The sequence below is a fragment of the Acinetobacter sp. A1-4-2 genome (assembly GCF_040233925.1).
Taxonomy (GTDB): Bacteria; Pseudomonadota; Gammaproteobacteria; order Pseudomonadales; family Moraxellaceae; genus Acinetobacter.
On the sequence record NZ_CP157981.1, the window covers coordinates 1,832,724 to 1,859,473 of the forward strand.

The following is a 26,750-nucleotide window of genomic DNA, read 5'->3' on the forward strand; positions in this document are numbered from 1 at the left end:
AATTTGGCTGATTAATTCAGTACATGAAACCTAATACCGCTTAAATAGAATTGTGATTAATTCGCCTTAAAGTGATTGGTGCATGCGGCTTTTTCCGTTATACTTTAGCGTTTTAAAATTTTAAGCCAGTATCTCAAGCCAGCTTTATAAAAGTAAGACTTGCTTGACGTGCTATTAGCCAAATACAAGATTTATGGAGTGACTTGGTTGTGAGTACTCGTTTTATGACATCAGCTGAAATTCGCGAAGCTTTTTTAAGCTATTTTGAATCGCAAGGGCATACACGTGTCGCGTCGAGTTCTCTGGTTCCTGCCAACGACCCAACATTATTGTTCACTAACGCTGGGATGAACCAATTTAAAGACTGCTTCCTGGGTCTTGAAAAACGTGACTATGTTCGCGCAACATCTTCACAAAAATGTGTCCGTGCTGGTGGTAAACACAACGACCTAGACAACGTTGGTTATACTGCACGTCACCATACTTTTTTTGAGATGTTAGGTAACTTCTCTTTTGGTGATTATTTCAAACGTGATGCGATTAAATTTGCCTGGGATTTTTTGACTAATGAGCAATGGCTAGGCTTACCAAAAGACAAACTCTATGCCACTGTTTATCATACTGATGACGAAGCCTTCGACATCTGGAACAAAGAAATTGGCTTAGATGCATCTCGCATCATCCGTATTGGCGACAACAAAGGTGGTCAATATGCATCGGATAACTTCTGGGCAATGGGTGATACCGGTCCTTGTGGTCCTTGTTCTGAAATCTTCTTTGACCATGGCGACCACATCTGGGGTGGCTTACCAGGCACACCTGAAGAAGATGGCGACCGTTTCATCGAGATCTGGAACAACGTATTCATGCAGTTCAACCGTACTGCTGATGGCGTACTGCATCCTCTTCCAGCACCATCTGTAGATACAGGTATGGGCCTGGAACGTATTTCCGCAGTTTTACAACACGTCAACTCAAACTACGAAATTGACCTGTTCCAGCACTTGTTAAAAGCTGCGGCTGAAATTATTGGTTTAGACACGTCCGAACTTGAAGCCAAAGCACAAGCTGAAGGTAAGCCAGTTGACTACCCTGCTTCCCTTAAAGTGGTGGCTGACCATGCACGTTCATGCTGCTTCCTGATTGCTGACGGTGTCAACCCTTCGAATGAAGGCCGTGGTTATGTACTGCGTCGTATTATCCGTCGTGCCGTTCGTCATGGTAACAAACTGGGCGCAACCGGTTCATTCTTCCATAAAATGCTCCAGCCATTAATCGAAGCAATGGGTGCTGCATATCCTGAACTTGCAGCCAACCAAGTACGTATCGAAGCACAACTTTTAAAAGAAGAAGAACAATTCGCTAAAACTTTAGAGCAAGGTCTGAAATTGCTTGAAGGCGAATTAGCTCAACTGAAAGGTTCAGTGATTCCAGGTGCAACAGTCTTCAAACTCTATGATACTTACGGCTTCCCGACTGACCTAACAGCTGACATCGCACGCGAACGCGACTTGACCATTGATGAAGCCGGCTTTGAAAAAGAGATGGCTGCACAACGTCAACGTGCGCGTGACGCAGGTAAATTCGCCATCGACTACAACAGTATTGTAAAAGTTGAAGGTGAAACCCAGTTCGAAGGTTATGAAGCCACTCAAGCTCAAGGCCAAATTGTTGCAATCTATAAAGATGGCGAACAGGTTGATGAAGTGGTTGAAGGCGACGAAGCGCTCATCGTACTGAACCAGACCCCTTTCTATGCAGAAAGCGGCGGTCAGATTGGTGATACAGGTATCTTCAAAAACGATACCGGTATTTTCGAAGTTCAAGATACCAAAAAATCTGGTGGTGCATTCGTACACCAAGGTATTGTGACCATGGGTAGCTTAAAATCCGCCCAATCTGTTGAAGCGATTGTTAAAGCAGACATCCGTGAAGCAACATCACGCAACCACTCTGCAACCCACCTGCTACATGCTGCCCTTCGCCAAGTATTGGGTTCACATGTACAACAAAAAGGTTCATTGGTTGCATCTGACATTTTACGTTTTGACTTTGCCAATGACCAACCTGTTTCATTCGAACAGCTGCAGGAAGTTGAACGCATTGTAAACCGTGAAATTATTACCAACACTGCCGTTTCTACTGAACTTTTAGACATCGAATCTGCCAAAAAAAAAGGCGCGATGATGCTGTTCGGTGAAAAATATGGTGACGAAGTACGTGTACTTTCCATGGGTTCAATTATCGATGAGAAAAACTTCTCGATCGAACTGTGTGGCGGTATTCACGTCAAACGTACCGGTGATATCGGTCTGTTTAAAATCACCTCTGAAGGTGGTGTAGCGGCAGGTGTACGTCGTATTGAAGCGGTGACTGGCACGAAAGCGGTTGAAGTGGTTCAAAAAGCCGACCGTGATATCAACACCATCAATGGTCTGTTAAAAGCGCAAAAAGAACAAACCATCGAGAAAGTTGAAGCTCTGGCAGATACAGCATCCAGTCTGCAAAAGCAGATTGAACAACTCAATCAGAAATTGGCGAACTTCCAGGCAGCTGAACTTTTAAGCCAAGTTCAAACTGTGGCTGGTCGTCAAACATTGATTACCACTGTACAAAACATGGATGCGAAATCGCTTCGCAACCTGCACGACGGTGTTAAATCTAAATTAGATCATGCAGTGATTGTACTTGCTGCTGTAGAAGGTGATAAAGTCAGCCTTCTCGCTTCTGTAGCAAAAGACTTTACTGCTTCTATTAAAGCAGGTGACATCATCAAACACCTGGCAACCGAGCTCGGTGGTAAAGGTGGTGGTAAACCTGACTTGGCACAAGGTGGCGCGCCACTTAACGAGAAGTTTGCAACAGTGATGGCAGATTTGACTGCTTGGCTTGAAGCAAAATAAAACTTCACCTTTTGTGTAACTGATCCTGAAAAGGTAATTCAGGATCATGGCTTTTATGGAACAACTATGGCATTAATCGTTCAAAAATATGGCGGTACCTCAATGGGTACTCCCGAGCGCATTTTAAATGTTGCTCGTCGTGTAAAGCGCTGGCATGACCACGGCCACAAGGTAGTGGTTGTTGTATCAGCAATGAGTGGCGAAACCAATCGTCTGCTTGCTTTAGCGAAGGCCATTACCGAAACCCCTGATCCACGTGAGCTAGACCAAATGGTGTCTACAGGTGAACAGGTTACGATTTCTATGTTAGCGATGGCGCTCAACTCGATTGGAGTAGAAGCGAAATCACTGACTGGCCGCCAGGTTGGCATTAAAACCGACAGCGCATTTAACAAAGCCCGCATTGAATCTATTGATACTGACGTATTAACTGAAAACTTGGATGTAGGCCGCGTACTTGTCGTTGCCGGTTTCCAGGGCTTTGATGAATCTGGCAATACAACGACTTTAGGTCGTGGTGGCTCAGATACCTCTGGTGTGGCACTTGCAGCTGCATTAAAAGCAGATGAATGCCAAATTTATACAGACGTAGATGGTGTTTATACTACTGACCCACGCGTTGCACCAAAAGCGAAAAAAGTTGATCGTATTTCTTTTGAAGAAATGCTGGAAATGGCATCACTTGGTTCGAAAGTCCTGCAAATCCGTTCAGTTGAATTTGCTGGCAAATACCAAGTGCCTTTACGCGTATTATCAAGCTTCGATAACGACGATGATGGCGCATTTGACGAAGACTTCAAAAACAACGTCGGAACTCTTATTACTACTGAATTGGAAGACAACATGGAACAGCCAATTATCTCTGGTATCGCGTTTAACCGTGACGAAGCAAAATTGACTATCTTGGGCGTACCTGACCTGCCTGGCATTGCATCCAAAATCCTGGCGCCAATTGGTGCAGCGAATATCGAAGTTGACATGATCATCCAGAATGTGGAAGAAGATGGTACCACTGACTTCACGTTCACAGTCAACCGTGGTGAGTTCAATAAAGCAAAAGCAATTCTGGAGCAAACCGCAAAAGAAATCGGTGCTCGTGAAGTTGCGACCCGTTCAGACATCGTGAAAGTATCGATTGTAGGTGTGGGTATGCGCTCTCATGCAGGCGTAGCAAGCAAAATGTTTACTGCTCTAGCTGAAGAAGGCATTAACATTTTGATGATCTCAACTTCGGAAATTAAAATTTCAGTCATCATTGAAGAAAATTATTTAGAGCTTGCCGTGCGCACGCTTCACACAGCTTTCGGTTTAGACCGTGAATCTGGCGAATCAAGCGCACGCGCTTAATATGTAGAGCAACAAATTTAGTCCTTGTTGAACAAAATTTGCGAAATACTACAAAAAGAACAGAGCCACTATAGTTTTTTTTATAGTGGCTCTGTTATATTTGTAACTGAGGATTTTGAAAATATTAACAGAATTATTTTAGTCAAATTCTTGACAGATTGTTTTGATAATATTTCTATAATATTAAGGTTGTGTCTTTTTAAATTTTAAAATCAATTGCACGTTTAGCGTTTTGCAAGGAGATAAACATGCTGATTCTAACCCGACGTGTCGGTGAAACATTAATGATTGGGGATCAAGTCAGTGTAACTGTGCTTGGCGTAAAAGGTAATCAGGTTCGTATTGGCGTAAATGCTCCAAAAGAAGTATCTGTTCATCGTGAAGAAATCTACCAACGAATTCAGCATGAACGCGCTATGCATGAACATCTGCAGCACCTGGATCAGGATTATCAGCCTTCTTTTGAAGAAGATAATTTCCCACAAAATACCCAGAACGACTTTAATCGTTAAACCCTTAAAGGTTGTTCTAATATAAAGCGGCTATATGGCCGCTTTAAATTTATCTGCTGCTTATTTTTGTCCCAGCAAGGCCAATGCCTTTTTAACCGGTGCATAACTACGGCGATGTTGATCAATCACGCCATGCTCAGCAATCGCTTCAAAATGGGCTTTGGTTGGGTAACCTTTATGTTTGGCAAAGCCAAAATGCGGATATTGCCGATCCAGCACCACCATCTCCCGGTCACGGGTCACTTTTGCTAAAATACTGGCCGCTGAAATTTCTGCATGCAGTGCATCCCCACCAACCACCGCATCACAGCTCATGGTTAAGCCTTGCGGGACTTTATTGCCATCAACCAGCACATGTTCCGGCTGAAGATGCAAAGCTTCTACAGCACGGCGCATAGCCAATAAAGAGGCCTGTAGAATATTGATCTGGTCTATTTCTTCATGGCTGGCTTCAGCAATAGCCCAAGCCAAGGCTTTCTCTTGTATTTCTATGAATAATTTTTCACGCTTTTTTTCGCTGAGTTTTTTAGAATCATTCAACCCTTCAATCGGATTATTGGGATCTAAAATAACTGCTGCCGCTACCACTGAACCCACCAGGGGACCACGCCCCGCTTCATCTACACCGGCAATTTTCATCAATACTGTACCTACAAAAAAAGAGGCCGAATCACATCAACCTCTTTAATTTTAACATGAATTAAAGCTGTATTAGTTCATGGCTTCAGCAACACAAGCATTAATGGTTTTAGTCACTGCATTTGAAACAATAGTATTACGTGCAGCCGGATCAATTGCAGCTGTCGCCAAATCGACTGCCGTTACGTTTTGTGGTGCTTTTTCACTGACACAACCACAGATTTCAGTCTGAATATTTTGCTTTTGAGTTGTAGTCATCAACTTGGTTGCATTTTGCCATGCCGGAATAGTATTCAACTCGGTAGTACATTTAGCATTAATTGCAATTTTAATTGCAGTCATACCGAGTTGTTGAGTTGCCGATTGTGTACCTGTTGCACCAGTTGTACCTGTAGTTGTGCCAGTTGATACACATGCAGTAAGCGCTAAAGCTAAAGGTGCAAGCACAGCGATTAATTTTTTCACAGTATTATCCTGAGTTATAAAATCTGTTGACCATATTTTGCCGAAACTTTCCCAAGGAAGAAATCTATATTTCAATTGAATTTTCCACATCCAGATAATCTGCTTAAAAAAACGGCATCCTTTTCAGTGTTGCAAGAAGCACACGCTTCGTTCCATATCCATCATTTTTAAATATGGGCTTTTTGATTAGCATACCCAGACTTGAAAATGACATATGGATACATAGGTATAACATGAAAAATACCTCACAATACTATACGCGTACGGCACAAATGCTGCATTGGCTCATGGCTGCTATTTTTATTGCGGCATGGCTGATTGGTTTTTATAGCGGAAATTTTCTAAGTTATGAGGTCGATGGAAGCTTTAAAGGTCAGGTCATTACCCTACATAAGAACATCGCCACCACCATTATCTTTCTGGTCCTGATTCGTATATTTTGGCGCTATACCCACCCTGTTCCAGCACTACCCGACAGCATGTCACCTTTGATGAAAGTCTTGGCACATCTGGGACATTTAGCTTTATATCTCATGTTACTGGCTTTACCGATTACCGGCTGCTTATTTAGCTGGAGTGCGGGACATCCGGCACCCGTTTTGTATTTATTCGAAATCCCACGTTTGGTCCAGGATAATCCCGACCTTTTAGCCATCGTAAAACCTGTACACATTTATTTATCCTGGTTTGCAGGCTTACTTGTCATTGGCCATATTGCAGCAGCATTAAAACATCATTTCATTGATAAAGATAACATCTTGCGCAGCATGACCCGACAAGCAAAATAATCAATGTTGTTGCCATAAAAAAGCCGCACTAGTGTGACACTGATGCGGCTTTTTTATAATTCAATTTATAGTGATAAGTTATTGCAGAGCGTCCTGAGCACAACCTTTAATACTGTTCACCACCGCTTGTTTAATCAGGCTATTTTTTGCAGATTCACTCATCGATGCTATAGCTAACTCTTTGACCGAAACATCCTGCAAGGCATGTTCACCCACACAACCACAGATTTGTTTTTGTACGGTTGATTGCCGCTCTGAACTCATGAACAAAGCTGCGGATTGCCACACTTTTGAAGCATTCAATTCACTTTTACAGCCTTGTTCAATCACTGGTTTCAACATTTTCTGGGTTAAAGTAGCATTTTTATCGGTCGCAAAAACTGATACAGAACTAACCAACAAAGCAATAGCAGCTATCCAGCAAATACTCTTTTTCAAAATAAAACCTAATTTTTAACCAGTAATGATTGAACAGATCAATATATCAATCTGCCCAATCCAAAAGCATTTTTCAAAGGAATGGATTACACCAAAGAATCAATCTGTTGTGACCATTTTTGCTTTTCAGCATCAGAGATAAATGAAGCTTCAAACGAATTTTTCGCCAATTGCTTTAGCTCATCATTTGACAGGTCTAAAGCTTTTGTAATTGCAATGAAATTATCATTCATATAACCACCAAAATAAGAGGGATCATCTGAATTGACCGTTACATGTACACCCTGTTGCAATAAACGGCTGATATTATGCTGTGCCATATCATCAACTACACAGAGTTTTAAATTACTTAAAGGACACACGGTTAAAGGCATTTTCTCTGCAACCAAGCGCTGCATCAGCGTCGCATCTTCTTCTGAGCGTACACCATGATCCACTCGGTTCACTTTCAGCAAATCCAGCGCTTCCCAGACATATTCAGCCGGACCTTCTTCACCGGCATGTGCCACCACCAAGAAACCCGCTTCACGTGCTTTGGCAAAAACACGTTCAAATTTAGATGGTGGATGTCCAACTTCACTCGAATCCAGCCCCACCGCAATAATTTGATCTTTAAAAGGTAAAGCCTGCTCTAAAGTTTTAAATGCGGCTTCTTCACTTAAATGGCGCAAGAAACACATAATTAAATGCGAGCTAATGCCTAATTTGCTTTGTGCATCATCACAGGCACGTTTTAAACCCTGAATTACCGTTGCAAAAGCAATGCCACGATCGGTATGGGTCTGCGGATCGAAGAACATTTCGGTGTGAACCACATGGTCTTCAGCACATTTTTCAAAATATGCCCAAGCCAGATCATAGAAGTCCTGTTCATGAATCAGGACATTGGCACCCGCATAATAGATGTCTAAAAAAGACTGTAGATTATGGAAGTTATACGCCTGTTTTACTTCCTGAACAGATTTATACGGAATATCAATATGATTGCGTTGAGCAATCTCGAACATCAGCTCAGGCTCAAAAGTTCCTTCAATATGGACGTGTAACTCTGCCTTTGGCATGGCTTGAATAAGCTCAAGTTGATTCATATCTTATCCTTATAAAATTTTTCAAAAATAAAAAAGGGTGCAAACCGAGTTTACACCCTATTCTGAATGGGGTGAATTAGCCGCCAAATACAGCAAATTTCAACGCCCAAAGAGCCGCAACAATCCAGACCATATAAGGTACAGTTTTCGCTTGCCCAGTCAGCAGCTTGATTAATGCGTAGCTAATAAAGCCCATCGCAATACCGTCGGCAATTGAATAGGTAAATGGCATGCATACGATGGTTAAGAAAGCAGGAACAGCCTCAGTGATATCATCCCATTCAATGTTGACGATCCCTTGAATCATTAACACACCTACAAATAATAATGCAGGTGCAGTAGCAAAACCTGGCACCGATTGCGCCAAAGGAGCCAGGAATAAGCACAGTACAAACAACACGGCAACAACCACAGCGGTCAAACCTGTACGACCACCTGCAGCAACCCCCGCAGAAGATTCAATATAAGGGGTTGTAGATGAAGTACCCAATGCTGCACCCGCTACAATCGCAGTCGAGTCAGCAAAAAGTGCTTTTTTCAAACGTGGTAATTTGCCATCTTTTAACAGGCCAGCACGATGCGAAACACCTACCAGCGTACCCGTCGAGTCAAATAAATCCACCAGGAAAAATACAAAGATGACCCCAACCAGATTGGCCGTGAACAGGCCTTCAAAATCCATTTGCAGGAAGGTTGGAGCAATCGATGGAATGGCACCCACAACACCTTTAAATTCGTTCAGCCCCATTGCTGTAGCAATCGCGGTAATCACCAGGATACTGATAATGATTGCCCCACGGACTTTAAAGTGATGCATCACCACAATCATCAGGAAACCCAGCAAGGTCAGCAATACTGTCGGTTGTTTCAAGTCACCCAAGCCTACAAGGGTGGCCGGATTATCGACAATAATGCCTGAATTTTTTAATGCAATCAGTGCAAGGAACAAGCCAATGCCGCCGCCAATCGCAAATTTCAGCGACATGGGAATGGCATTGACAATCGCTTCACGGATTTTAAACATACTGATGGCAATAAACACCAGCCCCGAAACAAACACAGCAGCCAGTGCCGTTTGCCAAGGTATGCCCATGCCCATACACACCGAATAGGTAAAGTAGGCATTCAGCCCCATACCCGGTGCAAGCGCAATCGGATAATTTGCAACAAGCCCCATCACCAGACAGCCAATTGCAGCTGCAAGACAGGTTGCAACAAAAACAGCCCCATGATCCATCCCGGTTTCGGATAAAATCATTGGATTGACAATAATGATGTAACACATGGTTAAGAAAGTGGTTACACCTGCAAGAACTTCTGTGCGAAAACTGGTTTTGTTTTCACTGAGCTTAAATAAGCGTTCTAGCATATTCTCTGAAGATGGATTAGGAGTCGTCATGACTTTACCCCTGTAAGTAAACTTTATGCTATCAGCACGCTATAAAATTAATGATCCGTTTCTCAAATCACCATTAATTTTATAGATGTCCAAGCAATCGATATGCCAATATTTTCATTAAAAACAAATATTTTCTACAATGTTTCGTAGGCGACAAAACAACCGGATAACAAAAACCATAAACAAAAAAGCCGCATAACTTTTATGCAGCCTCCTGAGATAGAAAGTCAAACATTTACAATGTAAATATAAGAATTCAGATCTTGGTAAATTATAACACAATGCTTTTTATTGTTTCTAAAATTTATTTTTAATTAAATTTAAATAACTTAACAATATATTTAAAACATATAGTAAAAACCCAGGCGTTAAAACTTGCTGGATTTCACATGCAAGGACACTGCAAAATGGGGATCCGAAGTTTCACTCTGCTCTACCACCCTATTATTTGGATTTGCTTCTACAGCCTTCAAAGATCGATGCGCATCCTGAATCAGTTGATCCATTTCCTGTCTTTTTTTCATTTGACTGTCGCGATAAACCCCGTACCCCAGTAAAACCACTGCAAAAATAAAGGTTGGAACTAATAATCTTTTCATCATAAAATTTTATTGTTCAACAATTCATCATGATGTTAACAAACATGAATTAAAATATAATGATAAAATATTTCAAAATCCTGTTTATTTTTTCGCAATAAAAATCCCGAAATTTATCGGGATTTTTACCTTGTTACTCTCATTTAAGCAGCTTGCTGCTCGTCGCGTTTAAAGACCAGCTCACCTTGTAGCGAACTATCTGCATCAAAATAGTAACCATCCAGATTAAATGATTTTAAGTCCTCAGCACGTTCTGCTTGATTTTCAATGATAAAACGTGCCATTAATCCGCGTGCTTTTTTTGCATAGAAGCTAATCACCTTGTATTTGCCATTTTTCTGATCCAGAAAAACCGGCTTAATGATCTCGGCTTTAATTTTGCCTGGTTTGACCGATTTATAATATTCATCCGAAGCAAGATTCACCAATAGTTCTGAGTGCACCTCAGCTAAATCCTGGTTAATCAAATCAGTAATGATATTATCCCAAAAATCATAAAGATGATGACCACGTGGATTTTTGAGCTTGGTTCCCATTTCCAGGCGATAGGGCATCATTAAATCTAGAGGACGCAACAAACCATACAGTCCAGACAACATACGCAAATGCTGCTGTGCATAGGCAATATGCTGATCATTCAGCGCATAAGCATCCAGTCCGGTATACACATCCCCCTTAAAGGCAAATAAAGCCTGACGTGCATTAGAAAAGTTCAGCTCAGGCTGCCAATCATTAAAACGCTCGACATTCAACTTGGCAATTTTTTCACTCACGCTCATTAAATTGGCGATATCTGCTGCAGAAAGCTTACGACTCACATTTACAAGTTCTTGTGAATGTTCTAGTAATCTTGGCAGTGTATGTGCATCGGTTGGAAGTGCAGATTCGTAATCTAAAGTCTTGGCTGGAGAAATTAAGGCGAGCATGAATAACCTGGTCAAAAAACAATTAAACAGACTATAACAGCAGCGTTGTCTTATTGCCAATCTGTGTTTTTACTGGGTGTTAGCGCTAAAATAGCCGATTCTTCTGTCATGAGCCGGTTATTACATGTCCGAGCAAATTTTCATTCAAGGTCCTGCAGGTCAACTGGAAGTTTTTGTTGATTATCCACAGGGTGAAGTGAAAGGATTTGCGCTGGTATGTCATCCTCACCCCCTACAAGGCGGCACTCCGCAACATAAAGTTCCAGTTCTGCTTGCTCAGATGTTTCTTGAACGCAGCTGTATTGTCTATCGTCCAAGTTTCCGAGGCTCTGGCCAGAGTACGGGTGAGCACGATAAAGGCCATGGCGAAACGGATGATATTCTAGAAATTATTCAACAGATTCGCTGTAAGCATATCAATTTGCCTTTTTATGCAGCAGGCTTTAGTTTTGGTGCCCATGTCATGGCAAAGTGTTTTCATGTATTGCCCGATGAAATTAAACCCAAACAATTGATTTTATGTGGACTACCGACTGCAACAGTTGCAGGTGTACGTCATTATGTCACACCACACATTAAAGGTGATATTCTGTTCCTGCATGGTGAAGCTGACGAAGTAACCTTGTTGTCCGACTTAATTGAATGGGCCAAACCGCAACGCCATTTACTCACCATCTTACCCGGTGCAAATCATTTCTTTACTGGATATTTAAAGCAATTACGCGTTGCTATCTCCCGCTTTCTTGTAGACGAATAAGCTGACAGCAGTATAGAGCATCTATTTTATATATGGTTTATGCATGGCTGCAAATAAAAAGAGGAGGCTAAGCCCTCCTCCTATTTTACTCATCAGGTCAAAATAAATATTTAACCTTTCCATGTAAAACCACTAAAAGATTCGTCTTCTTTTAAGGTATTTTCTACTGCTTGGGCCAATTGATTCAATAAACTTTGTTCCGTAATACGATCTAGCCAGTCCTGATCTTCAGCTGGGTAAGAAGTAATCTCGCAGACCAGGTGCCCTTCTGCATCACGACTCTGGCAGGTGACAGATAATGGCAAAGATTGATTGTCTACACTTACCGCAACCTGATCACCACTTTGCGACAAGGTCTGGAAACCGTATTGACCGAGTTCTTTAGACAATAAATCTGCAACATATTCCTGAGTCACATGGCAGTTATTCGTTTGCTGTGACACATGATTATGCTTTTCACAGTTTGCAGTAAATTGTAATTTTCTCATCTGTGTATCCAAAGACATTATTGTTGTATGGTTTTAGCATAAGCAATAAAAACAAAACAGCCAAGCAAAAGCTTGGCTGTTGTTTAACAAATACACAAAATTAGACTAATTATTCACTGACTTGAATGGCTAAACCAGCTTGATTGGCCAACTCAGTAAAAGTTGGGAAACTGGTTGCTACAGTTTCGGTGCCAATAATTTTAATTTCGCCGGAAGTACGCAAGCCCGCCATGGAAAAACTCATGGCAATACGGTGGTCATGATGCGATTCAATTTCACCACCTGTGAAAATTGCAGACCAGTCACCAGATTTGCCCTTACCTTCAATGATGATGCCATCATCGGTTGGCGTACAATCAATGCCCATAGTCTGCAAGCCATCTGCCATTACCTGAATACGGTCAGATTCTTTTACGCGAAGCTCGGCAGCACCAGTCAAAATGGTTTGACCTTCAGCACAAGCTGCTGCAATAAATAAAGCTGGGAATTCATCAATGGCCAATGGCACCTGATCTTCAGGCATATGAATGCCTTTTAAGGTGCGCGTGCCGCGAATACGAATGTCTGCAATCGGTTCACCGCCTGCGATACGTTCGTTTTCAACAGTCAAATCTGCACCCATCTGTTTCAGGATTTCAATGACACCGGTACGGGTCGGGTTAATCCCTACCGCTTCCAAAGTGACATCGGAACCTTCAGTAATGGCAGCACCCACCATAAAGAATGCAGCGGATGAAATATCAGACGGAACCTGAATGTCAGTACTGACCAATTTACCACCACCTTGCAGGGAAATACGGTTACCCTCGGTTTTTACCTCATAACCAAAGGCACGCAGCATACGTTCGGAGTGGTCACGGGTCGGTTCCGGTTCAGTCACCGATGTTTCCCCTTCTGCCCAAAGGCCCGCCAGTAAAATCCCTGATTTCACCTGAGCCGAAGCCATTGGTAAGTCGTAATGAATACCTTTGAGCTTTTGATTGCCAGTAATGGAAACGGGCGGCGTACCACGCTCACCTGTAGTCTGAATCTGCGCTCCCATTTCACGTAACGGTTTAGCAATCCGTTCCATTGGACGTTTAGACAATGACGCATCACCGGTCATGACTGAATCAAACTTCTGTGCACAGAGCATACCGGAAAGCAGGCGCATGGAAGTACCCGAGTTACCCATGTATAAGGCACTTGCAGGAGCTTTTAAACCATTCATTCCTACGCCATGAATAGTCACTTCACCATTTTTAGGCCCTTCAATGCTCACGCCCATATCACGGAATGCTTGAAGTGTTGCCAATGCATCTTCGCCTTCAAGGAAACCGGTAACATGGGTAGTTCCTTCAGCAATCGCACCAAACATGATAGAGCGGTGTGACACAGATTTGTCACCTGGCACGGTAAATTTACCTTTAAATGTCTTATCACCCGGCAAAATGGTAAATTGTTGTGTCACGTTATCGTTCTCCATCAAAGGTTTTTTAGCGAGCATATGATTGAAGTGTTGTCGCGCAGCTTGTGCATGCTCCAACAGTCCAATCAATGCCTTGGAATTTTCATCTTCAATGAGTTTGCGAATTTGAGCCAGTTGCTGCTCAAAGCCATCCACTGCATTTAAAATTGCTTTTTTATTGGCAAAAAAGATGTCATGCCACATTTGTGGGTCACTCGCCGCGATTCGGGAAAAATCACGAAAGCCCCCAGCGGCATAACGGAAAATATCCAGATTATCTTCCCGGTTGGCCAGTTGCTCAACCAGGTTAAAGGCCATCAAATGCGGAAGATGACTGGTATGGGCCAGCACTTCATCGTGCTTGTCCACATCCATACAAATCACTTCTGCCTTGGCAGCTTGCCACAGTTGAACCAGTTTATCCACAGCCCAGTCAGCACTGCTTGGTAATGGCGTCAAAATGACTTTATGATTGGCAAACAAATCGACCTTACCTGCATGCACGCCAGTATGTTCCGCACCCGCAATCGGATGACCCGGAACAAAACCTGCCGGCAGGTTTTCACCATATACGGCTTTGGCTGCATCCACCACATTGCCTTTGGTACTGCCCACATCGGTAATGATGGTGTTCTCTGACAAATAAGGCTTGATGGTTTCTAACACCTTTTGCGTTGCCCGCACAGGTAAAGCCAAAACCACCAGATCTGCCCCTTGCACCGCATCTACGGGATTGCTATAGCCCTCTTGAATTAGTTCAAGCGCTTTTGCATCATCCAACGTTTTTTGCGAACGCGTTGAGGCAACAATTTGCTTTGCCAGTTTTTCAGCAATGATGACACGAGCCAGACTTGAGCCAATCAACCCAAGTCCAATAAAGGCAACTTTTTCAAACAGTGGCTGAGACATGGCTTAGGCTTTTTCCTCTACCGCATCAGGAGCTAAATCGAGTACTTTCGCCAGTGCTGTCAGGAATTTAGCATTTTCTGCTTCCGTACCAATCGACACACGCAGATGATTTGCAATACCCACAGGACGTACAATCACGCCTTCTTTTAACAAGGCATTGAATGTTTGCGCAGGATCAGCCTGTACATCGACCAAAATAAAGTTGGCACGTGAAGGCACATAATTTAAACCCAGCGCTTTAAAGCCAGCTTCGAGCTGTGCCATACCTGCCTTGTTCACTTCACGCGATTGCTCGATAAATGCTTCATCTTTCAGTGCCGCGACAGCAGCTACCATAGCAAGATGATTGACGTTAAATGGCTGACGAATACGGTTCAGGTAATCTGTTACTTCTGGCGATGCCAAGGCAAAACCAACACGCAGTGCAGCCAGACCATAGCATTTAGACAAGGTACGGCTGACAATCAGGTTTGGATTCTGCTCAAGGAATTTCAGGCTGTTGAAGTTTTCCGGGAAATATTCCACATAAGCTTCGTCCAGAACAACAATGACATTTTCCGGAACTTTTTGCATGAAAGCTTCAAATTCGGCTTCTTCAAACCAGGTTCCCGTCGGGTTATTTGGATTGGCAATAAAGATCAGTTTGGTATTGTCTTTAATTGCTGCTGCCATGGCATCCAGATCGTGAGCAAAACCTTTGGCCGGAACTTCAATCGCTTCTGCATTAATCGCTTGAGTCACCAAAGCATATACGGCAAAAGCATGCTGGCTATAAATTACCGAATCTTTCTCTGAAACGAATGCGCGGGCAAACATTTCCAGCAAGTCGTTTGACCCATTACCTAAAGTAATACGGTCAGCAGTTACACCAAATTGTGCCTGAATCTGGTCTTTTAAGATAAAACCGCCACCATCTGGATAGCGACCAATTTCTGCCAATTCAGCCGCCACAGCCTGTTTGACTTTTTCAGAACAACCTAAAGGATTTTCATTTGAGGCTAATTTGACAATATCAGTAATCCCTAACTCACGCTCAAGTTCACTAATAGGTTTACCTGGTTGATAAGGCTTTAACTTTGAGATGCCTTCATTGGCAGGGACAAACGACATGTTACTCTTCCGCTATTTCAAGTGATAAAAGGGATCAGCCTAAAATTAAAAAATCAAGCCGACCACCAGAGTGATTTATAAAACTGCGATCGGATATGAACCCAATACGCGAACTTCTTTGACCAAAGGACGAATTTCTTCAATTGCCGCTTTGACATTTTCTTGCTCGATATGGCCTTCCAGGTCAATAAAGAATACATAGGCCCATTTTTCAGGCAATGCAGGACGGGTTTCAATACTGGTTAGACTAATATTGTGTTTGGCAAAGGGTGCCAGAATTTCCAGTAATGCCCCGGCACGGTCATGTGCTGAAATCAATAATGAAGTTTTATCATTACCACTTGGCGGCACTTTTTCACGGCCAATCACCAGGAAACGTGTGGTATTTTCCGGATTGTCTTCAATATTGCTATGCAGGATTTCCAGGTCATAAATATTGGCAGCCACTTCTGACGCAATCGCTGCGGAATGCCATTCATTACGAATACGGCGTGCCGCTTCGGCATTAGAACTTAAGGCAACACGTTCCACACCTGGATAATGAGCATCTAACCATTTTCGGCATTGCGCCAAAGTTTGCTGATGAGCATAAATCTGTTTGATGCTGTCTTTACGGGTATTGGAGGACACCAGAAACTGGTGATGGATACGCAGTTCCACTTCACCAATCACATTCAAGTGTGAAGATTTAAAACAATCCAAGGTATGGTTCACCACACCTTCAGATGAGTTTTCTACCGGCACCAAACCATAATGTGCACTGCCCGCTTCGACTTCACGGAACACTTCATCAATGGTAGGCAATGGGCGGACAATGGCATCCTGACCAAAATGTTTCAATACTGCTGAATGGGTATAAGTGCCCACAGGCCCTAGAAATGCAATACTTTGTGGTGCTTCCAGTGCCAGACACGCAGACATGATTTCACGGAATAAACGCGCCATGGTGACGTCAGACAATGGACCTTCATTACGCTGCATAACATTACGTAAAACTTGTGCTTCACGTTCAGGACGGTAAAACAATGGATTCTCTTCAGCAGCAAATTTTGCTTTTGCGACAGCTTCAGCCAGTTTTGCTCTTTTATTGATAAGCTGTTGAATCTGTTGGTCTACAGAATCAATATCCTGACGGATTTGAGCCAGATCAAGAGAAGTCGATGTGTTTTGATCGTCGTTGATCATTGTTATGTTGCCCTTCAAAAACGTTATGCAAACAGTATAACAATAGTTAGCTTTCAAATGTTACGCAATAAGACTTTGATTGATTCAGTCTTAAAAACATACAGTTGATTTAATCAGCAATTTTATTGCTGATGTTTTTGCCCGGAGTATTTTAAATTGCTGAGCTTTTGCCAATTCGCTAAAAAAGACACCACGGCTATACATCTGTAATTCAGCAATCTGGCTCGCAATTTTATGTCATTTCACTGAATAAATTTATTGCTATTTGCAAATAAGCTCATCGTTAAAAACGCTTAATACTGAATTATTTTTAGCCATTTTTCTTATTTTAAAAGATTCGATTAAGCGATTCTGGTCAAGTATCTTCAAGTTCTGCAAGCAACAGTGATTGGTATTGTAGATAAACACATTCAGGAGTCGCTTCAAACCTGGATAGCCACGATAGCTTTTCATCTCGCAATGAATAACGTCACAAAACACCAATCAAGCCCACCTGACCACATACAAAGTCGCAGAATCCACAGCCATTTTGAAATAATTAACAAAATCAATCATCGGAAAAATTCTGCATGCTGACCATTTGACACATGTAGAAACAAAAGTTTTTAGTTTAATTTTTTAATATTTACAAATATTTAAAAACACTCATCTAGGTAAATTTACAGATATTTTACAGATGCAAGAGTCATTTACCAAACTCAATCACAAAAGTTTAATGTTTAATTTATAGTCTGTGAACAAAGCAATTCGGAGAAAAATAATGTCCAAAAGAATCGCCGTGCTAGTGACCCATGATTTTGAAGATGTCGAATATTCAGAACCTGTGCAAGCCTTTCGTGCAGCACGGCATAGTATTTTAAATATTGAAAACAAAGCAGGCAATATTGTCTATGGTCATAAGCGAAAATCAGCCGTCACCATTGACCAAAGTATAGATGATGTGACCGTGCATGATTTTGATGCTTTGCTCATTCCTGGCGGTTATTCTCCAGACCGGCTCCGTGGCGATGACCGCTTCGTGGATTTTGTGCGTAAATTTGCCCATGCAGAAAAACCCATTTTGAGCATTTGTTATGGTCCGCAGTTACTGATTACAGCCAAAGTCGTCAAAGGCCGTTTAATGACCACCATTAAAACGGTTGCCAAGGATCTGATTAATGCAGGTGCAGTCTATTATGATGTCGCTGTAGTAAACGATAATAATCTGTATATCTCATCACGCTCTCCTGATGATTTACCCGCGTTTATAGAAGAAAGCTTAATGGTTTTGAATCAATAAAAAGCACCCTGCAAAGTCAGACCTGGTGTCCAGATTTTAGGGTGCCGTTCTATTTATTCAGCTCTTTTTTATGGTAGTGTCTTATTCATGAATTAACGCCCCAATAAGCTACGCGCTACAATCTCTTTCATAATTTCATTGGTGCCGCCGTAAATTCGCTGAATACGGGCATCCACAAAGAAACGTGAAATTGGATATTCTGTCATATAGCCATAGCCACCAAACAGCTGTAACAGGTTATCCGCTATTTTCATCTGCATGTCGGTTGCGAAACTTTTTAAAGCTGCTGCCGTTTCCACATCCAGTTTACCTTGCATATATAACTCAACGTTCTGGTTATAAAAAGCAGCAGTCGCCTGTTCCTCAATTTTCGCCTGAGCCAAAACAAAACGGGTATTCTGGAACTGGCTAATTGGCTGACCAAAGGCTTGTCGTTCTTTGACATAGGCAATGGTGACATCAATTGAACCACGAATGGCACCAATCGCCGTTGCGGCAATGGCAGTACGTTCACGTGGCAACTCCTGCATTAAATAGGCAAAACCCTGCCCCGCCTGCCCCAGCAACTGATCTTTAGGCACCTTGATATTATCGAAGAACAGCTCTGAAGTATCTTGTGAATGCAAACCAATTTTGTTGAGGTTGGTGCCCTTTTTAAAACCTTCCAGGTGTGTATCTAAAAGCAATAACGACACGCCTTTTGCCCGGGCTTGCGGATCAGTTTTAGCTGCCAGTACAACAAGGTCAGCATGTTGACCATTCGAGATAAAAGTTTTGGAACCATTGAGCAGATAGTGATCTTCCTGCAAGATGGCATTGGTACGCATGGCCTGCAAATCGGAACCGGCACCCGGTTCAGTCATGCCAATCGCCCCTACCACTTCACCCGTCACCATTTTTGGTAACCAGTACCGCTTTTGTTCTTCTGTCCCAATATGCAAAATATAAGGTGCTGCTATTTCAGAGTGGCAGGAAATACCGGTGGATAGTGCGCTAAATCCGGCACGTGCCGATTCTTCTACCAGCATCAGTGAATAATGGGTTGGCACGCCATAACCGCCATATTCTTCAGGAACATCCACGCACAGGAAACCGTTTTCACCCAGCAAGTTCCAGACTGAACGCGGCATAATACCTTCCTGTTCCCATTGTTCATAATGTTGAACAATATGCTCATTCATAAAGCGTTTGAAATTGTCGCGGAATAATTCTAAATCAGCATCATAAGCCAACATACGGCATCCTTATATTGAGTTGTTGTAGTTCTGTCCCTTGCTCATGCTATCCACTTTATAGATATCTGTCATGTCGTATAGGCTTTATATTTTATGACCTTAGGGTCAATAAAAAAGGAAGCCGTAGCTTCCTTTTTAAATCTGCATCGATTAAACGTGTGTTTGAGCCGCTTCTTCCTGCATTTTTTGGTCAACCATTTCAGGATTTTTTAATGCTTCATTTAATTTAACTGTATCTAATTGACCCACCCATTTTGCAACGACAATGGTCGCCAATGAGTTACCCACCAGATTCGTCAAGGCACGTGCTTCTGACATGAAGCGGTCAATACCCAGAATCAATGCCAGACCTGCGACAGGGATATTTCCTACAGCAGACAATGTTGCCGCCATGACAATAAAACCAGAACCTGTTACACCTGCCGCACCTTTAGAAGATATCAACAACACCGCTAAAAGTGTAATTTCATGTGCTAAATCAAGCTGAGTATTAGTTGCCTGTGCAATGAAGATTGCAGCCATGGTTAAATAGATTGAAGTACCATCCAGGTTAAATGAATAACCGGTAGGAATCACCAGACCCACAACTGACTTTTCACACCCGACAATTTCCAGTTTTTTCAACATGCGTGGAAGTACGGATTCAGAAGATGATGTCCCCAGGACAATCAAGAGTTCTTCACGAATCATACGAATCAATTTCAGGATACTAAAACCACTGAAACGCGCAATACTACCCAATACAATGAAGATAAACAGCAAACAGGTAATATAGAAACAGATGATGAGTTGAGCTAACTGAGCAAGTGAACCAATACCATATTTACCAATCGTAAATGCCATCGCACCGAACGCACCGATCGGTGCAAGTTTCATGATCATGTTTACGATATTGAAGAATACATGCGAAATTTGATCGATGAATTTAAGGACCGGTTTACCTGCATCGCCCAATTTATGTAACGCAAAACCAAACAGCAATGCAAATAAAAGGACTTGAAGAATTTCACCTTCGGCAAAGGCACCCACCACCGTATTCGGGATGATGTTCATAAAGAAATCAACGGTCGATTGTGAAGCACCGGATTCCACATACTTGGCGATACCTGAAGTATCTAAAGATGCAGGATCAATGTTCATCCCTACACCCGGTTTTGCAATATTGATCACCAGCAAACCGATAATTAATGCTAGTGTTGAGACAACCTCAAAATAAAGCAGCGCGATACCACCTGTTTTACCCACAGATTTCATGCTTTCCATACCTGCGATACCGCTAACCACAGTACAGAAAATCACCGGTGCAATAATCATTTTGATGAGCTTAATGAAGGCATCACCTAATGGTTTTAATTGCTCGCCCAAGCCTGGAACACTTTGCTTAACGCCGTCAACGATTACAGATGAACTTGGGTAAAAATGCCCAACAATCACACCTAAAATGATGGCAACAATCACTTGAAAATACAGTGACTTATAAATTGGTTTCTTAGCCATAACATTACTTCTTTAGATATTTCAGACTAGAAATATTCAGTTTTGCCTATTCTTACGAATACACAGCCTTTAATCCTTTTGTATTCATCACAAAAGAACATACAAAAAGTATTGAGTAAGCTCAAATACTGGGATATAAAAAAATCATAAACTTATCATCATGAATGAATTGAATTTATAAAAAATCCACCTATTCGGTCACACATGCTGATAAGCAAATCTACATAATTTTACCTAATGTTAAATTTTACCTAATTTTTATTTATTGATGCGGTCTATATTGTTAAGTTTGTTTAAAATACCATCGCTACTCATTAGACATTAGTCGAAATAACTAAAGTTACTTTTATTTAAATTAGGCTGAAATATTTACCTTATCTTTATAAACTATTATCCATCCTATTTTCCTTTGCCAAGAAATACTCCTTATGCAAACCAAAAGAAATATCTACAAAGATGCTGAACATCCTTTCGCACAATATGTCCGTATTATAGGCAAAGGAAAAAACGGTGCCCGTTCGCTGACTTTTGACGAAGCCTATCAGGCATTCAGCATGATCCTGAAAAATGAGGTTTTGGATGTTCAACTGGGGGCTTTCCTCATGCTACTGCGTGTTAAAGAAGAGTCTGTCGATGAGCTGGCCGGTTTTGTACAAGCCACCCGTGATCAGCTCAGTTTTAAAGCTTTAGATGTGGATCTGGACTGGTCATCTTATGCTGGCAAACGCAAACATTATCCCTGGTTCTTATTGGCAGCGCTGACCCTGGCACAACACGGCTATAAAGTCGTGATGCATGGCGCATCTGGACATACCATTAATCGCCTTTATACCGAACAGGTTCTGGAATATCTGGGTTATCCAATTTGCCAGAATGACAGCGAGGTGGAACAGCAGTTACAGCAACGCAATTTTGCTTATATGCCCTTAGCAGCGATTTCACCTATTTTGAGCGATCTAATTTCTTTACGTAATGTGATGGGCTTGCGCTCACCTATTCATACTTTAGCCCGTTTAATTAATCCTTTTAATGCCAAAGCTACAGTGCAGGCTATTTTCCATCCGGCTTATCGTACTTCACACCAGCAGGCGGCATTTAAACTGGGCTATCAAAATAGTGCAGTGATTAAAGGCGAAGGTGGTGAATTTGAACGGAATCCGGATGCTAAAACCTTAATCTGTGGGATTAAAAATGGCGAGCTGTACGAACATGAATTACCGAAATTAACTGAAAACCGTAGTCCTGTTGAAGAAGAACTGGATTTAGCAGTTTTTAAAGCGGTTTGGGAAGGCAAGCAAGATCATGAATATGGCGAAATTGCTGTCACTGAAACCATGGCAATTGCTTTATACACGATGGGAGCTTGTGCTTCTTATGAAGAGGCGATATTAAAAGCAAAAGAGCTATGGCTAAATCGTAAGTCTAAAATCTAATTTGATGCAGAGTATTGGATACGTGACAAAGCCATTCGCAACTGTTCGAGGCAGGACTTCATTTGATAAAAATGGTTCTGCGAAACATTCATCCCATGACACTATTAATCGAGTTTTGCGAATGGCAATGCCTTTGGTTACTTTGGGCTTATCCAAAGTAACAGAATGAGCTTCTATAAATTGAGGTTTATCGGGAAGATACAATCGCGCCTTTCAAAAAATTAAAATATAAAAAAGACACCGCAGTGTCTTTTTTATTACAAATAAATATTTAAACAAAACGAATCGGCTTGAATTCTTCGTCTTGCTGCGGGTCATGTGAATCGCAGTGTTCATCTTCTTCTTTGGTACCGCGGTCAATATAGCCACTGCGTTCAGTCTCAGGTAAATTTTTTATTTCCCAAGCATAAACCGCTTGCATACAGATTTGACGCTGCTCTTGAGTAAGTGCTACGCCATTCGGCCATTTACCAATTTCCACTGCTGTCTTTAAACGCGCAACAATTTCAGGATCGAGTACGGCCAGCATTTGTTCAATATTCATCATTTAATCCTGCTGTTGTAAAGAGTCAAAATCTTGGTTCCAGCCCAGCTTGGTACGACAAGCAATATAAAAATCATAACCGGGTGGATGAAGTAAATTCAATTTAAATGGATGTTTGCGGATATGCAAACTATCCCCGACACTGAGTGAAACGCTGTGTTGACCATCGGCACTGACCATCGGTAAAACACGGTTTTCACGAATGATAATCTTAATTTCACTATGTCCACCGACCACAATCGGGCGTGAAGACAAAGTATGCGGGTGCATCGGCACCAAAGAGATGGCATCCATACTCGGATGGACAATCGGTCCACCACCAGAAAGTGCATAAGCGGTAGAGCCGGTAGGCGTCGAAACAATCAAACCGTCACTATGCTGACGATAGACATATTGACCGTCAATATTCAGTTCAAAGTCAATCATATGAACCGACTTGCCGGAATGTAAAACCACATCATTCAAGGCAATCGCATCATAAATGCTTTCACCTTTGGAGCGGATTTCCATTTCCAGCAAGAAACGGCGGTCGAGCTGAAATTCGCCTTTAAGCACCTGATCCAGCTTAAAAATAACCTCAGTCGGCTTGATATCGGTTAAAAAGCCCAAACGCCCACGGTTGACCCCAATGACAGGGGTATTATGTCTGACCAGGGCTCGTGCGGCATGCAGCAAAGAACCGTCACCACCGACCACAATGACCAAATCCACCACTTCACCCAGTAAACTGCGGCTTACCGTTTGCGTATTGCTATAAGGGACGAGGGCTGCTGTTTCCGAATCAAAAACAGGATGTAAACCCAAACTTAAAAGATGGTCATGAATAAGACTTAAAGTTTCCACGACGGAGGATTTATCTGGACGTCCTATTAGTCCAATGTTACGAAAAGTTTTATGTGAAATTTGCACCTAGGTCATCGCTCCGCTACGATTCCTGCCTATCATAGCATTAACCCTGTTCATTTTAAAAAGCTTTAAGTTCAGATTGCATTGACCATCCAGCGATTTCAAAAACTAAACCTGATTTTAGCCAGTAATTCAGATCTGTTCACCTTGCATAAACTTAAAGCCATAATCAACCTGATTTTTTATGCTAAAAGCTACCCAGTTTACAAAATTGCTTTGAGTAGAATAAATTAGAGGTGTAGTGTTGTTCACTTGCTTTAATATGAACATATTTATTTGCAAATACGGTTTGAATACTAAAAATAATATCTTTTATAAAATCAAAGACTCATTACAAATATTTTGTGCGGTTTATTGTTATATTTTCTCTTCATTCACAGATTAATTATTGCAAAAAAATGAAAAGCTTCGCATGATTAGCACAATTTATTTGGATCTTATAATCATTGATGAAGTCTGAACGCGGTATCGGTTTAGTGGCCCTTATTTTCTCAATATTAGTCATTGGCATCTTCTTAGCTTTTAGTATCTATTTAATCCGAATGGATAATATTGTACGCAATAAATTTGAAGGTCAACGCTGGGACATTCCGGCAAAAGTTTTTGCCCGTCCTTTGGAGATTTATAGCAATGCGCCGGTCAACCAGACAGACTTCACTCAGGAACTCAAACTGCTGGGCTATAAAAGTTCTGATAGCTATGCCCAATCCGGCAATTATGTAAGCTCCGGTGATGCAATCTATGTGCATACCCGCGGCTTCGACTTTGGTGACAGCGTTGAACCTGAGCAGGTGTTAAAAGTTACCTTTAATGATAATCAGGTTGGTGAAGTCAGTGCAACCAAACCTTCTTCTACCGGCATTGCACGTTTAGAACCCTTACTGATTGGCGGAATTTATCCGCAACATAATGAAGACCGTGTGCTGATTAAGCTTAATAATGTGCCTAAACCGCTCATTGAAGCACTGATCTCAACAGAAGACCGTAATTTTTATCATCATCATGGCATATCGGTTCGTGGTACAGCGCGTGCTGTAGTCAGCAATCTCACTGGTGGCAAACGTCAGGGCGGTTCTACCCTGACCCAGCAGCTGGTGAAGAATTTCTATTTAAGTCCAGAAAGAACCTTAAAACGTAAAGTCAATGAAGCCCTGATGGCCATGCTGATTGAGCTTCATTATGACAAAGATGAAATTCTGGAAGCGTATTTAAATGAAGTGAATCTGGGGCAAAATGGCAGTTATTCAATTAATGGCTATGGTCTGGCTTCACAGTTCTATTTTGGCTTACCGCTACGTGAACTGAATATTGCCCAGCAGGCTTATTTAGTCGGTCTGGTACAAGGACCGTCCCTGTTTAATCCATGGAAAAATCCGGAAGGTGCAAAAAAACGTCGCGATATCGTGTTACACAACATGCTGGTGATGGGGTATCTGACCCAAGAACAGTATGAACGAGAAGTTGCACGACCATTAAATGTCATTGCAAAACCCACTTTGGGACCTGCCCGCTTCCCGGATTTCATGGATATTGTACGTCGACAGCTACGCACCGAATATCAGGAAGGCGACTTGACCAATCAAGGGTTAAAAATCTTTACCACGCTGGACCCGATTGCCCAAACCAAGGTACAGGAAGCATTTAAAGCCTCTGTTTCCAATTTGGCCAATGCCAACCCGCAACGTTTAAAAGATTTGCAAGGTGCTGTTTTAATCTCTCATCCTGAAAATGGCGAACTGGTTGCTGCTTTAGGTTCGACTCAGGACTTTACTGGCTTTAACCGTGCGCTGGATGCAAAACGTCAGGTCGGTTCCTTGCTTAAACCGGTCATTTACTTAAGCGCAATCGAGTCAGGACGCTATAATTGGGCCAGTCCCATTGAAGATAGTGCCATCAGCATCTTAAGTGAAGGTAAAAACTGGACACCTAGGAATTACAGTGGTGGTGCACACGGTGTTATTCCTATGTCCGAAGCCCTGGCAAACTCCTATAACCTCGCGGCAGTACGTTTGGGTCAGGAATTTGGTATTTCCACCTTTAGCAATCATCTGAAAAAATTTGGCGTGACTGCCAATATTCCAAACTATCCGTCGATCTTCCTGGGTGCAATTGATATGTCACCGATGGAAGTGATGAGTATTTACGGCAATTTTGCAACCGGCGGTTTCAAATATCCTATCAAGTCCATTCGCTCAGTGGTCGATTCCAATGGACGCCTGCTCGATCGTTATGGTCTGACGCCACAACAAACCATCGACGCTTCTGCAGCTTATATTTTGAATTATGGTTTACAGCAAGTCATGAACTCTGGTACGGGACGTGCAGCTTATAGTGCTTTCCCTGCTGACTTGAAACTGGCAGGCAAATCGGGCACCACCAATGATACCCGCGACTCATGGTTTGCAGGCTATTCAGGCAATTATCTCAGCGTAGTCTGGTTGGGTCTGGATAATAACAAGGTGACTGGTCTAACCGGTTCTTCAGGTGCACTTCCGGTCTGGATTAATGTCATGAAACAGTTGCGTCAAAAACCGGTTAACTTGCGTCAAACTGACAGTGTGCAATGGCAATGGATTGATCGTTCGACGGGTCATCTATCCGCACAAGGCTGTGAAGGTGCGATGTACATTCCCTTACTACGCAGTAACATGCCACGTCAGGCCACCGGTTGTGGTATACCGCATTATCAGGTAGAACCTGCTGACACACCTGATACTGAAAACAATCAGACACCCGTCGATCAAAACGATAGTATTGGTAACTATATCCGTGAAAGTGACACTGAAGCGCAGAATGATGGTTCTAGCGATCGGGTAATTTCAAGCGGTAGTTTTGACAATTAAGGGTGAACGTTAA

At 42.2% G+C, this 26,750-nt stretch carries 23 protein-coding genes; 8 read left to right on the plus strand and 15 right to left on the minus strand.

Translation table 11 applies throughout. The features are described from left to right. The first annotated feature begins 209 nt into the window (after window positions 1-209). From alaS to csrA, 3 genes are all read left to right on the plus strand, one after another. On the plus strand, window positions 210-2,903 hold the full coding sequence (gene alaS, locus ABJ384_RS09075) for an alanine--tRNA ligase (RefSeq protein ID WP_349926886.1): 2,694 nt from the start codon (window positions 210-212) through the stop codon (window positions 2,901-2,903). A gap of 66 nt (window positions 2,904-2,969) precedes the next feature. Continuing rightward, window positions 2,970-4,250 (plus strand): aspartate kinase, encoded by a 1,281-nt coding sequence (locus ABJ384_RS09080; RefSeq protein ID WP_349926888.1) that lies wholly within the window; start codon window positions 2,970-2,972, stop codon window positions 4,248-4,250. A gap of 248 nt (window positions 4,251-4,498) precedes the next feature. Further along, entirely contained in the window at window positions 4,499-4,762 is a 264-nt protein-coding gene (csrA, locus tag ABJ384_RS09085) for a carbon storage regulator CsrA (RefSeq protein WP_067723263.1), read from the plus strand. A 60-nt stretch (window positions 4,763-4,822) separates the two neighbouring features. Here the strand turns inward: csrA and rnhB are convergent, their stop codons facing one another. After that, window positions 4,823-5,401: a ribonuclease HII gene (gene rnhB, locus ABJ384_RS09090; protein ID WP_349926890.1), complete on the minus strand. Its 579-nt coding sequence runs from the start codon at window positions 5,399-5,401 to the stop codon at window positions 4,823-4,825. Window positions 5,402-5,473: 72 nt separating this feature from the next. Further along, a complete protein-coding gene (locus ABJ384_RS09095; protein ID WP_349926892.1) occupies window positions 5,474-5,866 on the minus strand; it encodes a hypothetical protein in 393 nt (130 codons plus the stop codon). 233 nt (window positions 5,867-6,099) lie between these two features. Here ABJ384_RS09095 and ABJ384_RS09100 point away from each other — a divergent pair, with 233 nt between their 5' ends. Then, window positions 6,100-6,654, plus strand: a complete 555-nt coding sequence (locus ABJ384_RS09100) for a cytochrome b (RefSeq protein WP_349926894.1) — start codon at window positions 6,100-6,102, stop codon at window positions 6,652-6,654. 78 nt (window positions 6,655-6,732) lie between these two features. On the opposite strand, the gene ABJ384_RS09105 is transcribed toward ABJ384_RS09100, so the two are convergent. The 5 genes from ABJ384_RS09105 to yaaA form a co-directional block, all read right to left on the minus strand. Further along, window positions 6,733-7,056: a hypothetical protein gene (locus ABJ384_RS09105; RefSeq protein ID WP_349926895.1), complete on the minus strand. Its 324-nt coding sequence runs from the start codon at window positions 7,054-7,056 to the stop codon at window positions 6,733-6,735. 122 nt (window positions 7,057-7,178) lie between these two features. Continuing rightward, the gene (locus ABJ384_RS09110; protein WP_349926897.1) at window positions 7,179-8,180 is read right to left on the minus strand and encodes an adenosine deaminase; all 1,002 of its coding nucleotides are present in this window, start codon (window positions 8,178-8,180) and stop codon (window positions 7,179-7,181) included. Between the two features lie 76 nt (window positions 8,181-8,256). After that, window positions 8,257-9,579, minus strand: coding sequence for an NCS2 family permease (locus ABJ384_RS09115; protein ID WP_349926900.1), 1,323 nt, complete (start codon window positions 9,577-9,579; stop codon window positions 8,257-8,259). A gap of 368 nt (window positions 9,580-9,947) precedes the next feature. Next, a complete protein-coding gene (locus tag ABJ384_RS09120) occupies window positions 9,948-10,178 on the minus strand; it encodes a hypothetical protein (protein ID WP_349926902.1) in 231 nt (76 codons plus the stop codon). 143 nt (window positions 10,179-10,321) lie between these two features. Further along, window positions 10,322-11,104 carry a peroxide stress protein YaaA gene (yaaA, locus tag ABJ384_RS09125; RefSeq protein ID WP_349926903.1) on the minus strand — a complete coding sequence of 261 codons (783 nt, stop codon included), beginning with the start codon at window positions 11,102-11,104 and terminating at the stop codon, window positions 10,322-10,324. A gap of 124 nt (window positions 11,105-11,228) precedes the next feature. Here yaaA and ABJ384_RS09130 point away from each other — a divergent pair, with 124 nt between their 5' ends. Then, window positions 11,229-11,861 (plus strand): hydrolase, encoded by a 633-nt coding sequence (locus tag ABJ384_RS09130; RefSeq protein WP_086195611.1) that lies wholly within the window; start codon window positions 11,229-11,231, stop codon window positions 11,859-11,861. A 110-nt stretch (window positions 11,862-11,971) separates the two neighbouring features. Here ABJ384_RS09130 and ABJ384_RS09135 read toward each other — a convergent pair whose 3' ends face one another. The 4 genes from ABJ384_RS09135 to pheA all read right to left on the minus strand — a co-directional run bounded on the left by ABJ384_RS09135 (window position 11,972) and on the right by pheA (window position 17,000). Further along, window positions 11,972-12,349 (minus strand): hypothetical protein, encoded by a 378-nt coding sequence (locus ABJ384_RS09135; RefSeq protein ID WP_349926904.1) that lies wholly within the window; start codon window positions 12,347-12,349, stop codon window positions 11,972-11,974. A gap of 109 nt (window positions 12,350-12,458) precedes the next feature. Beyond that, window positions 12,459-14,705 carry a bifunctional prephenate dehydrogenase/3-phosphoshikimate 1-carboxyvinyltransferase gene (locus ABJ384_RS09140; protein ID WP_349926906.1) on the minus strand — a complete coding sequence of 749 codons (2,247 nt, stop codon included), beginning with the start codon at window positions 14,703-14,705 and terminating at the stop codon, window positions 12,459-12,461. Window positions 14,706-14,708: 3 nt separating this feature from the next. Beyond that, window positions 14,709-15,815: a histidinol-phosphate transaminase gene (gene hisC, locus ABJ384_RS09145; RefSeq protein ID WP_349926908.1), complete on the minus strand. Its 1,107-nt coding sequence runs from the start codon at window positions 15,813-15,815 to the stop codon at window positions 14,709-14,711. A gap of 75 nt (window positions 15,816-15,890) precedes the next feature. Beyond that, window positions 15,891-17,000 carry a prephenate dehydratase gene (pheA, locus tag ABJ384_RS09150; protein WP_086195615.1) on the minus strand — a complete coding sequence of 370 codons (1,110 nt, stop codon included), beginning with the start codon at window positions 16,998-17,000 and terminating at the stop codon, window positions 15,891-15,893. Window positions 17,001-17,760: 760 nt separating this feature from the next. On the opposite strand from pheA, the gene ABJ384_RS09155 reads away from it, so the two are divergent. Then, window positions 17,761-18,279, plus strand: coding sequence for a type 1 glutamine amidotransferase domain-containing protein (locus ABJ384_RS09155; protein ID WP_166166733.1), 519 nt, complete (start codon window positions 17,761-17,763; stop codon window positions 18,277-18,279). Window positions 18,280-18,371: 92 nt separating this feature from the next. Here the strand turns inward: ABJ384_RS09155 and ABJ384_RS09160 are convergent, their stop codons facing one another. Continuing rightward, complete coding sequence (locus ABJ384_RS09160; protein ID WP_349926910.1) at window positions 18,372-19,514, minus strand: acyl-CoA dehydrogenase family protein; 1,143 nt, start codon at window positions 19,512-19,514, stop codon at window positions 18,372-18,374. Between the two features lie 150 nt (window positions 19,515-19,664). Next, complete coding sequence (locus tag ABJ384_RS09165; protein ID WP_349926912.1) at window positions 19,665-21,011, minus strand: dicarboxylate/amino acid:cation symporter; 1,347 nt, start codon at window positions 21,009-21,011, stop codon at window positions 19,665-19,667. 428 nt (window positions 21,012-21,439) lie between these two features. Between ABJ384_RS09165 and ABJ384_RS09170 the strand changes: the two genes are divergently transcribed. Beyond that, the gene (locus ABJ384_RS09170; RefSeq protein ID WP_180081366.1) at window positions 21,440-22,444 is read left to right on the plus strand and encodes a glycosyl transferase family protein; all 1,005 of its coding nucleotides are present in this window, start codon (window positions 21,440-21,442) and stop codon (window positions 22,442-22,444) included. A 271-nt stretch (window positions 22,445-22,715) separates the two neighbouring features. Here the strand turns inward: ABJ384_RS09170 and ABJ384_RS09175 are convergent, their stop codons facing one another. Further along, window positions 22,716-22,988, minus strand: coding sequence for a DUF1315 family protein (locus tag ABJ384_RS09175; RefSeq protein ID WP_086195677.1), 273 nt, complete (start codon window positions 22,986-22,988; stop codon window positions 22,716-22,718). Between the two features lie 3 nt (window positions 22,989-22,991). Beyond that, window positions 22,992-23,897 carry an NAD(+) kinase gene (locus tag ABJ384_RS09180; protein ID WP_180041853.1) on the minus strand — a complete coding sequence of 302 codons (906 nt, stop codon included), beginning with the start codon at window positions 23,895-23,897 and terminating at the stop codon, window positions 22,992-22,994. A gap of 446 nt (window positions 23,898-24,343) precedes the next feature. On the opposite strand from ABJ384_RS09180, the gene mrcB reads away from it, so the two are divergent. Further along, window positions 24,344-26,737 (plus strand): penicillin-binding protein 1B, encoded by a 2,394-nt coding sequence (gene mrcB / locus ABJ384_RS09185; RefSeq protein WP_349929728.1) that lies wholly within the window; start codon window positions 24,344-24,346, stop codon window positions 26,735-26,737. Window positions 26,738-26,750: the final 13 nt, after the last annotated feature.

Excerpts from the sequence above, each read along its gene's own strand:
- ABJ384_RS09080 (WP_349926888.1), top strand. The coding sequence starts at position 2,970 with ATGGCATTAATCGTTCAAAAATATGGCGGTACCTCAATGGGTACTCCC.
- csrA (WP_067723263.1), top strand. The coding sequence starts at position 4,499 with ATGCTGATTCTAACCCGACGTGTCGGTGAAACATTAATGATTGGGGAT.
- rnhB (WP_349926890.1), bottom strand. The coding sequence starts at position 5,401 with ATGAAAATTGCCGGTGTAGATGAAGCGGGGCGTGGTCCCCTGGTGGGT.
- ABJ384_RS09100 (WP_349926894.1), top strand. The coding sequence starts at position 6,100 with ATGAAAAATACCTCACAATACTATACGCGTACGGCACAAATGCTGCAT.
- ABJ384_RS09110 (WP_349926897.1), bottom strand. The coding sequence starts at position 8,180 with ATGAATCAACTTGAGCTTATTCAAGCCATGCCAAAGGCAGAGTTACAC.
- ABJ384_RS09115 (WP_349926900.1), bottom strand. The coding sequence starts at position 9,579 with ATGACGACTCCTAATCCATCTTCAGAGAATATGCTAGAACGCTTATTT.
- ABJ384_RS09120 (WP_349926902.1), bottom strand. The coding sequence starts at position 10,178 with ATGAAAAGATTATTAGTTCCAACCTTTATTTTTGCAGTGGTTTTACTG.
- yaaA (WP_349926903.1), bottom strand. The coding sequence starts at position 11,104 with ATGCTCGCCTTAATTTCTCCAGCCAAGACTTTAGATTACGAATCTGCA.
- ABJ384_RS09130 (WP_086195611.1), top strand. The coding sequence starts at position 11,229 with ATGTCCGAGCAAATTTTCATTCAAGGTCCTGCAGGTCAACTGGAAGTT.
- ABJ384_RS09135 (WP_349926904.1), bottom strand. The coding sequence starts at position 12,349 with ATGAGAAAATTACAATTTACTGCAAACTGTGAAAAGCATAATCATGTG.
- ABJ384_RS09140 (WP_349926906.1), bottom strand. The coding sequence starts at position 14,705 with ATGTCTCAGCCACTGTTTGAAAAAGTTGCCTTTATTGGACTTGGGTTG.
- hisC (WP_349926908.1), bottom strand. The coding sequence starts at position 15,815 with ATGTCGTTTGTCCCTGCCAATGAAGGCATCTCAAAGTTAAAGCCTTAT.
- pheA (WP_086195615.1), bottom strand. The coding sequence starts at position 17,000 with ATGATCAACGACGATCAAAACACATCGACTTCTCTTGATCTGGCTCAA.
- ABJ384_RS09155 (WP_166166733.1), top strand. The coding sequence starts at position 17,761 with ATGTCCAAAAGAATCGCCGTGCTAGTGACCCATGATTTTGAAGATGTC.
- ABJ384_RS09160 (WP_349926910.1), bottom strand. The coding sequence starts at position 19,514 with ATGTTGGCTTATGATGCTGATTTAGAATTATTCCGCGACAATTTCAAA.
- ABJ384_RS09165 (WP_349926912.1), bottom strand. The coding sequence starts at position 21,011 with ATGGCTAAGAAACCAATTTATAAGTCACTGTATTTTCAAGTGATTGTT.
- ABJ384_RS09170 (WP_180081366.1), top strand. The coding sequence starts at position 21,440 with ATGCAAACCAAAAGAAATATCTACAAAGATGCTGAACATCCTTTCGCA.
- ABJ384_RS09175 (WP_086195677.1), bottom strand. The coding sequence starts at position 22,988 with ATGAATATTGAACAAATGCTGGCCGTACTCGATCCTGAAATTGTTGCG.
- mrcB (WP_349929728.1), top strand. The coding sequence starts at position 24,344 with ATGAAGTCTGAACGCGGTATCGGTTTAGTGGCCCTTATTTTCTCAATA.